This is a genomic window from Frankia sp. AgKG'84/4 (assembly GCF_023242965.2).
Classification (GTDB): domain Bacteria; phylum Actinomycetota; class Actinomycetes; order Frankiales; family Frankiaceae; genus Frankia.
Genome location: NZ_JALKFU020000219.1, coordinates 1 through 7,951, shown reverse-complemented (window position 1 = coordinate 7,951; position 7,951 = coordinate 1). Strand labels below are relative to the sequence as shown.

6 protein-coding genes and 1 pseudogene are annotated in these 7,951 nt (G+C 67.7%); 1 reads left to right on the top strand and 6 read right to left on the bottom strand.

From position 1 onward, the window contains the following. Window positions 1-386: 386 nt before the first annotated feature. Window positions 387-1,628 (bottom strand): MFS transporter, encoded by a 1,242-nt coding sequence (locus tag MXD58_RS14740; RefSeq protein ID WP_250609414.1) that lies wholly within the window; start codon window positions 1,626-1,628, stop codon window positions 387-389. Between the two features lie 170 nt (window positions 1,629-1,798). Here MXD58_RS14740 and MXD58_RS14735 point away from each other — a divergent pair, with 170 nt between their 5' ends. Continuing rightward, window positions 1,799-2,134, top strand: a complete 336-nt coding sequence (locus MXD58_RS14735; RefSeq protein ID WP_248837341.1) for an ArsR/SmtB family transcription factor — start codon at window positions 1,799-1,801, stop codon at window positions 2,132-2,134. Between the two features lie 614 nt (window positions 2,135-2,748). Here the strand turns inward: MXD58_RS14735 and MXD58_RS14730 are convergent. From MXD58_RS14730 to MXD58_RS14710, 5 genes and pseudogenes are all read right to left on the bottom strand, one after another. Next, on the bottom strand, window positions 2,749-3,642 hold the full coding sequence (locus MXD58_RS14730; protein WP_248837342.1) for a glycosyltransferase: 894 nt from the start codon (window positions 3,640-3,642) through the stop codon (window positions 2,749-2,751). Continuing rightward, on the bottom strand, window positions 3,635-4,204 hold the full coding sequence (locus tag MXD58_RS14725; protein WP_248837343.1) for a hypothetical protein: 570 nt from the start codon (window positions 4,202-4,204) through the stop codon (window positions 3,635-3,637). The genes MXD58_RS14730 and MXD58_RS14725 overlap by 8 nt, the downstream gene beginning before the upstream one ends. After that, window positions 4,201-5,919, bottom strand: a complete 1,719-nt coding sequence (locus MXD58_RS14720) for a hypothetical protein (RefSeq protein ID WP_248837344.1) — start codon at window positions 5,917-5,919, stop codon at window positions 4,201-4,203. The genes MXD58_RS14725 and MXD58_RS14720 overlap by 4 nt, the downstream gene beginning before the upstream one ends. A 527-nt stretch (window positions 5,920-6,446) precedes the next feature. Beyond that, on the bottom strand, window positions 6,447-6,950 hold the full coding sequence (locus MXD58_RS14715; protein WP_248837345.1) for a CRISPR-associated endonuclease Cas3'': 504 nt from the start codon (window positions 6,948-6,950) through the stop codon (window positions 6,447-6,449). 371 nt (window positions 6,951-7,321) lie between these two features. Beyond that, window positions 7,322-7,951: pseudogene (locus MXD58_RS14710) on the bottom strand (hypothetical protein); the annotation flags it as partial.

Sequence of the window (7,951 nt, the reverse complement as noted above, 5' to 3'; positions counted from 1 at the left end):
CGGGAGTTCGCCGGTTGCCCGTTTCGGTTGCCCCCGTCTGGCCTACGTTGGCCATCCCCCTGCGATCGGATGATAGATGCGGCTAAGTGCCTGAGCGGGTCCCTAGCAGTCCGATCGGTTGCAGGTCGACCCTTGTTGTGATAATTTAGACATAAGTATCAGCTACGTCTTAGTTGCGATTGGACGATGGCAAGGACGTGCCACCCCGTGTGGCGCGCTCGGTCGCGCAGAAGTGCCGTCTGCGGCGAGTGCAATCGGGGTTGAGCGGATTGAGCAAATCTGGTGCGCGGTAATCATCTGTACGCGGAATGGTTATCCCCGGTAGCGGCGAGTACTTGGTTGGCGGCTTGCCGTCAACAGTGGCGTTGGAGTGGTCCGCTGATCTGTCAAGGCGTGCTGGTCGAGCTCGCGGGCGAAGGGGCGGGGATCGCGGTCGGGTCGCTTGCTGTCGGCGTCGCGTCCGGGGATGGCCGCGCTGGTGGGACCGTCGCGGGCACGTCGGTGGTGCGTGGGCGGCGTTCCGGGGCGGTGAGGGTGGCGAAGGCGACGGCCGCGGTGGCCAGGATGGCCGCGGTGGCGGGGACGCCGGCGCCGCCGCCGAGGTCCAGGGCCACGCCGCCGATCGCGGCGCCCAGCGCCGCGCCGAGGTAGATCGCCGAGCCGTTGAGGCCGAGGGCGACGGTGGAGACGTCCGGGGCGACGACGAACAAGCGGTGCTGCTGCGGTGTGATCGAGAAACCCTGGCACACCCCGATCAGCAGGATGACGGCCAGCGCCGCGCCGTACCACTCGCGCGCGGCGACCAGAACCGCGAGCAGCCCGGCGAGCGCAGCCATCCCGGCGGTCAGCACCGGCAACGCGCCGCGGCCGTCGACCAGGCGCCCCACCAGCCGGTTGCCGATCACGCTGCCGAGCCCGAACGCGAGCAGGATGATCACCAGTCGGGTGTTCGTCCCGTCGGTGCCGGCCATGCCCAGCGTCGAGGGCAGGTAGGAGATCAGCAGGAACGGCGGCACGACCACGGCGACCGTCGCGATCAGCACCATCAGCACCGATGGCCGCGTCAGCACGCCGAGGCGGGTACGCATGCTCGTCGGCGGGACGTGCGCCCGCGGCAGCTTGGGTACGGTGACGGCGGTGAGCGCCGCCAGCCCCGCGATGATCCACAGCACCGCCCGCCAGCCGATCCACTGCCCGACGAGCACGCCGAACGGCACCCCCAGCACAGTCGACAGCGACGTCCCCGCCGTGACGGCGGCGAGCGCTCGCCCGCGTCGCGCTGGGCTGACGAGCGTCCCGGCCATGACGTAGGCGTTGGACTGGAACGCGGCGGCCCCGATGGCGGCGAACGCCCGGCCGGCGGCCATCACGCCGTACGAAGGGGCGAGTGCCTGCGCGGCCATTCCGATCAGGAACAGCGCGAGCCCGCCGCCGAGCAGTACCCGCCGGTCCCAACGGCCGGTGAGGGTGGCGATGACCGGCGACCCGACCGCGTAGGTGAGGGCGAAGATCGTGGTGAGCTGACCGGCGGTGGACACGCTCACGGACAGGTCGTCGGAGATGGCGGGAAGCAGACCGGCGAGGACGAAACCGTCGACACCGAGCGTGAACGTGCCCGCGGCCAGCACCCCGAGTTGCCAACCCCGCAGCTCGCCGGCCGCCCGTTGTGCATCATTCGATGCTTGTCGAATCGTCACAGCGGCGAGGCTAGGGATAGGTTCGATGGATGTCAAAGTATTGCGTCGGGCGCGCTGGCCGGGGTGCGGCCCGGCGCGGCTGCTGACCCGGGCGGCCCGCGATGCCCCGGCAGCTTCCCCAGCCGAGCCGTGACTCGATCAACCTGGTCACGCTCCTCGGCGCGCTCGCCGATCCCGTCCGGCTCACGCTGATGCGCGAGATGTACGCCCGCGGCGGCCCGGCCGACTGCGCCGAGGTCGCCGGCGGCGTCGAGGTGACCCCCCCGACGGTCTCCCACCACTACCGCGTCCTGCGCGAGGCCGGCCTGACCACGACCACCGTCGAAGGCCGCCGCCGCGTCGTCACCATCCGGCACGACGACCTGGAGGCCCGCTTCCCCGGCCTCCTCGCCGCGATCCTCACCCCGAAGCTCGCCGAGTGGGTGCCGTCCGGCTGAGGCCCGCGTCCCCGCTGCCGGAGCGGCCCGCACGTCTCAGCAGGGCCGCGATCATTTCTGGACTTCGGTCGACCGCGATCACCAGCCGGCGTGCGTTCCCTTGAGGCGCCGCGCGCCGGCCGCGGAGATCGGCTCCGGGGGACGCCTCGCCAGCTCGCGCGGATCCATCCTCATGCTTCCGCGAGCCATCTCCAACTTTGGAAAGGGGAGCTACGACCGCAGTTGCTACGATCCTGCGGTATCCGTCGGCAGCCATCCACACCCACCGATGCAAAACGCGCAACCGCCCGCGCTAACCCCCAGCTCACAAAGGGTCGCCCCGCCCGCGCGGGGATCATCCAGGTGTAGGCCGGATATGGTGAGGCCCTCGCATGTCCGCCCCGCCCGCGCGGGGATCATCCCGGGCCGGGCAGATACGGCCCGGGATACGTCACGTCCGCCCCGCGCGTGCGGGGGTCATCCCCTACTGGGCTCAGGGCGGGCATGTCGGCGCCCGTCCGCCCCGCAGCGCGAAGATTTTCCGATGCGGCGCGGCAGTTCGACGAAGGGCGAAAGGCCTGTCCACGCGTGTGAGGATCACGCTTGCGGTTCGCTGCCTGGCTGACATAGAATTACTATCTGGGTGGCTGAGGCATCGTATTGATGGCCTCCCGGAGGAGTATCTTTTCGAATTCCTGGGCATCATCCTTATCGGGGCGATAGGTCGCCATTCGTCGTTGGGTTGTGCGGTACCAGTCGTCGAGGGCGGGCAGGTCGTCCGGACGCAGCCTTCCCTTGGCTATACCGTGTTCGATGAGTAGGTCGAATTCCCGACGGAGTAGGTCTGGCTTTGGGCGCTGTGGATTTGTCCAATCGTCGGCGGGTATCGATCGGACACGATCTGCGTTGTCGTTCCAGGCCAGATTCAGAGTCATGTCGACGGTGAAGTCGGCTGGAAGGTCGCACGGCCAGAGCTCGCGGACCGCTGCTCGTTGTCCTGACCAGGGCGTAGTGCCGAACTTGGGTAGCATCTCGGGGAACAGTCGTCCGGCGAGTGGCCCGAAGAATCCATAGAGCCACATCTGCGGGTAGAGGGGGCGCCAGTAGAGATCGGCGATGGTCGCGTCGACGATTCCGGCGAGTATCGGACGGAGGAGGGTGGCCGCGATCGGCTCAGGCCCGAAATAGCGGAAGTCGCCGTCCACGGTTGCAATAATGGCGCCGGTTGCTTTAGAAAGCGCGGCTGTGATGGCATTCCCCTTTCCGGCCGTCGTCTCCGTCACATGGGCGCCAGCGGTCTGAGCAAGGCGGGCGGTGTCGTCGCTGCAGGCACTAGCAGCGACGATCACCTCGCCTTCGACGCCAAGGATCTCGATGGCACGATAAGCCTCGCAGACGACTTCGACGATGCTCGCGGCCTCGTTGTGAGCAGGAATGCAGATGCTGACAGGCCCGGCGCGTTCGGTCAGTGAACGGTGTCCGACGAGAGTCAGGCCGAGGGCCGGGTCGATGGACGGTTCGTCAGCCAAGGAAGGCTCCCTGCCACAGCGGGTTACGGTCTCGGTGGGGGCCGATGATGAGTTCCTCATGTGGATCGAGTGGAATCAACCGTGGATCGTTCCAGGTCGTCTGGATAAACTCTGGTGGTGATGTGTCCGTCCAGAGCCCGTCCTCCACCATGAGATCAGTCGGTGTGCCTGCTCGGCTGAGGATCAGTAGGCGGACGGTGTACTCACAGCCATCGGGAAGTGAACCTCCGGCGCTGCCGTCGGCGCCGATGGCGGCCAGCTGACGACGGACTCGGGCGATCCACGCCGCATGATCTGCCTGGGCAGTGGCGTACCTGTCAGGGGCGCCGCCCAAGTCGCTGGGCGGGTCGTAGAGCAGAATCCGCCGGAACCTGAACCCACCGAGTTCCTTTAGCGCCCGGCGGAAAAGCACGAGATCGATGTCGTCGCGGACCTGCTGGTGGGCTTGCTCGGTGAACCACCGGGGAGACGTCTGCACCAGCCATACAGTTGCCGCGCTTGCCACCGCAGGCAAGCCGCGGCGCCACGGATCGACGGATGGAGGCGGCGGCTCGGCGCTCATCGCAGCACCGACTCGACGATGCCGTGCAGCTCGCGACGTTGCGCGGCCGGGTCACCCAGGCGTTCGGCCTCCCGAGGCGCCCAGGTGAGCATGACCGGATCGGCTGGTCCTTCGGTGGTCAGCGCGAAGCGGGCGAGCTGTAGCGCGCCGGCGACCAAAGGTTCCGGCAGGCGCCCGATGAGCTCCTCGGCGTGATGAGGCCGGTGCATCTGGAGCCCGCACAGCGCGGCGAGCACCGCGGCGGCGGGGCGGGCGTGAGGTCCGTAGAGGTCTAGGGCGCTGGCCTGACCGGCGATCTTAATCGCGCTGTGCACCATGTGCCACAGCGAGAGCCGGCTCGGAAACTGCGACAGGGCGGTGGACAGCCAGTCCAGTGCGCTGTCCGGGTCGGGCAGGCAGTCGTACGTCGCGAACATGGTTATCTGTGACCGCAGGTAGCGACGGTCGGCGGAGTACGCCGGGTCCTGCTCGAAGCCGGCCGGGGGAGTGAAGCGGGCGTTCCGCAGACCGGCGATGACTGTGGTGCACAATTCCAGCGCGATGTTCGGCAGGCCGCCGCACGCGGCTACGGCGGCGGACGCACGCCTGTCACCGGCGCGGTGCGGTCGGGAGCCGTCGACACCAATGCGCCGCTCGATCTCGGTGAAAATGCAGTCGTCGTTCCAATAGTTCCCGTAGAACTTCTCACCAGTGATGACCTCGGCGAGTACATACAGTCCGCTACCCACCCAGGAGCCGCCAAACTCGCACATCGACCACAGCCAAACGAGCACGGCCGTCGGGTCGCTTAAGCCGTAGGGCCAGGGGTCGTCGGGCTGGCGGAAGAAGCCGGGCGCATCCGGATCGACGAACTGCACGATCCGCAGGCGGCCGTAGGCGACGGAGGAGATCACCTGGCGTGCGCTGACGTCGTCAGGGCGATCCTGAAGTCGCTCGTGCGCGGCCTGCTGAAGCCAGCCGATCACCCGGCAGACCTGGCCGAGTGTTACGGCGGCTTCGACCTCGCTGACGCGTTCGCCGGGTGCCGCGGCGGCGCCGGTCAACTCGGTGAGCCGGTAGCTGGAGTGCAGGGCTCCGTCAATGAGATGGGGCAGCGCGACTCTGGCCGCGTCACCGGTCAGGTCGTGGTACAGGACGGCTCGCCCCACCCGCTCGATGAAAAAGGTGAGCAGGGCGAGACGCCAGCGGACCACCTCGGCGTGCCGGTCGTCGCGCGCATGGTTCGACACCTCGGTCATGCGCCGACCGAGGGCCGCCACGTCCGCGCCATCGATCGCCGTCTCCACTGCGGCGAGTAGTCCCATCAGCGCGTGCGCCCGGTCGACCCGCACCGGCCGGCCTGTGCGGGAGGCGCGGCGCAACTCCTCCGTCGCCAGTCGTCCGAGAAAATTCTGCCGTCCTTCGCCGGCGAGCACGCGTAAAAGTGACTGAAGAGAATCGATGCCCAGAAATAGTTGCGCGACGACAAGTCCCACACCGAGGTCGGCGAGGAACCCGCCCCGACCGGTGATATCCGCAGCGGCGGGTATAATTACCGACAGTGTGCCCGCCGTCAGCCAGATGACAAGACCGGTCTCCTCCACCAGATCCAGGAATGACGGCCAGACCGTCTCCGGGTCCGCACTCACGGCGAAGACGATGGTCTGGGCGGTCAGGAGTGCGGTGAACAGGCCGAGCCCCAGCTGCCACAGCACGCCGGCCTTGGCGGCGGACACTGATTCCTCTGCGGCCCACAACCCAAAGGCGCCCACCGGGGCGGCAAGCACCGCGAGGCTTCGAAACGCCAGCTTGCGAGGCGTCGGCGCGGTCCCTCGCCGCCAGGGTGACCCGACCATCAAGGTCGAGCATCCCACAAGTGGTACTCCTTGGGAGGGGTAATTCGCCTCCCAAGGCACAAGGTTTACCCAATGCCCGTCTGTCTGTGACGGAGGGTCTGACGACGCCGACCAAGGGTCTCCGGGGGTGCCATTCCGAAATTTTGCAAATGATCGGGCGCCCCTGGATCGCGTTACCCCCGCATCGTGCGGGGAATATATCAAATTTTTTGACTACCCAGAACCCCGCATGGGTGATGCACGCAGGTGTGGGCTTCCGCGCGCATTACAATACTCGCATAAAACCGCTATCTAAACTGCCGAGCTAAAGCCATCAAGCTGTATCTTGCGACTTCACGGCTTTGCGGCGCGGCGTCATGTAGCCGGCGCCGGGTGGTCGTAATCTGCGAACGTTAAGTACGACGTTCTTAGGTTTGATCAACGTGGAAGGGGCGGTTGCCTGCGCGCCGCCATGGCGAAGCCCGTCGCGGAAAGAGGCCATGGTGCCCGCCCACCAGTACCGCCGGCCACAGCGCCTGCCCACGGGACCAGCCATGCTGCTTCTCCAGCAACGACACCATGGCTGCGGCCGAGACAAGCGAATGTGGTGCCGTCCGCCGGCCCGGCAAGTTCTCCGGCAGGTCCGTGAAATTCAGCCGGGTGATCGCGGCGCGCGCCGCGTTGTCCGCCTGGAACGCCGGCGATGCCTTGCCCAGATCGTGTAGGGCCGCCAGCCAGCACAGCAGCAGGCGGCCATCCTCCTCCCCGCCGGGGAACAGGTCGCCCACGGCCCGCCTGAAGGACGGTGCCAACCCGAGTCGCCACAGCCAGTCGGCCACCGCCGCGGCATCCGTGACATGCGCCCACAGTGGGTGCCAGTTGCGCCGCGATCCCGTCTTCGCCCATAACGCAGCGAGACGGCCCCACTCCATCCTGGTTGCTACCATGCCGCTGTATTTACCAGCGACCACCGACAGTTCCGCGCACCCCCCAGCCCACCACCAGAGAAGGGCCAACCACACCCGAAAATGCGCAGCTCACAGAGGGTCCGCCCCGCACGCGCGGGGATCATCCGAAATGACCCCCACTGCCCACGACAACCAGATGTCCGCCCCGCACGCGGGGGGATCATCGTCCGTGACTGAGGATCTCCCGGAGTCGGTGAGCGCGTATTTCGGTGGCGAGGCGGGCGCGGTCCCGGGCGACCGTGTTCTCCTGGGGCCGCCCTCTGGCGCGCGTCTCGCCCCGCTTTGCGGTCACTGCTTGCCTCCGTTGCCCTGGCGGAGCGTGATCCGGTTGAAGATTACCTTGGGTGATCGTCCGGGTCGGGGGATGTGTCGGTGAGGTCGGACTGGTGGCGGCCGGCTATGTACCAGGTGCCGGCGACGATGGCGATCGAGAACGTGAGCAGGACCGCGCCGAGGATGACCAGGAGCAGCGCGCGGTCGTGGAAGGACATGTCGCCGGTGAGGGTCACCTGGATGGAGCCGACGGAGACGGCGATGGCCGCGGTGAAGACGCTGACGAGCTCGATGGCCCGCACCGTCGAGGTCTGCAGCAGGCGCCGCACGTCGCGGTTGGCCGCGTCCTGTTCGCGCCAGCGGGCGAGTTGGCCATCGGCGAGCTCGGCGAGGCGCCGCTCGTTATCGATCATGGTGCGTTCGAGGCGGTACTGCTCCTGGAGAGTGCCGAAGCTGATCCTTGAGCCGATCGCGGGGAGCAGGCGCAGCGCGGCGATGATGGACGCCTTCGCGTCGGCGTAGTCGCCGCACAGCCGCTGTCCGTGGGCGAGCCGGTACCGGAACAGATGGTCGTTCGGGTGGTCCATGACGGCCAGCGCGGCGCGGTCGCGCAGCAGTTCGCCCTGCCCGGGGAACTCCTCGGCCTCGACGAGAGCGTGCAGGCAGACGTCGAGGACGGCACGGGTGCGGGG

Coding starts and splice junctions, on each gene's coding strand:
- MXD58_RS14735 (WP_248837341.1), top strand. CDS start 1,799: ATGCCCCGGCAGCTTCCCCAGCCGAGCCGTGACTCGATCAACCTGGTC.
- MXD58_RS14725 (WP_248837343.1), bottom strand. CDS start 4,204: ATGAGCGCCGAGCCGCCGCCTCCATCCGTCGATCCGTGGCGCCGCGGC.
- MXD58_RS14715 (WP_248837345.1), bottom strand. CDS start 6,950: ATGGAGTGGGGCCGTCTCGCTGCGTTATGGGCGAAGACGGGATCGCGG.